The 250-nt window shown below is 44.0% G+C and carries 1 pseudogene; it reads right to left on the reverse strand.

Going from position 1 to position 250, the window contains the following annotated elements:
• Positions 1–250: pseudogene (clpX, locus tag AAEY79_RS15880) on the reverse strand (ATP-dependent Clp protease ATP-binding subunit ClpX); the annotation flags it as partial.

Consider the following 250-nt stretch of genomic DNA (forward strand, 5'->3'; position numbering starts at 1 on the left):
CGCATCATCAGCACCAATTTTGGCTTTTTTGCGGTCATTGGCAAAAGTTTGACTGACTTTTAGGCGTTTATAATGGTTATAAACCGCCACTGCCAATGCTTTTTTAGCCGCATCTTGTCCAATGACATATTCATCGAGTTTTGCGCGCAATTGCTTCGGCGTTGGTAATTTTTTATCAATCCAAGCGCTGTCAGTATCACTATCTGCATGCTCGCTGTCTGCACTGTCTGCAATCAGATCGGTGCACAGT

Source organism: Psychrobacter sp. GW64-MNA-CIBAN-0177 (genome assembly GCF_040309585.1).
Classification (GTDB): domain Bacteria; phylum Pseudomonadota; class Gammaproteobacteria; order Pseudomonadales; family Moraxellaceae; genus Psychrobacter; species Psychrobacter okhotskensis.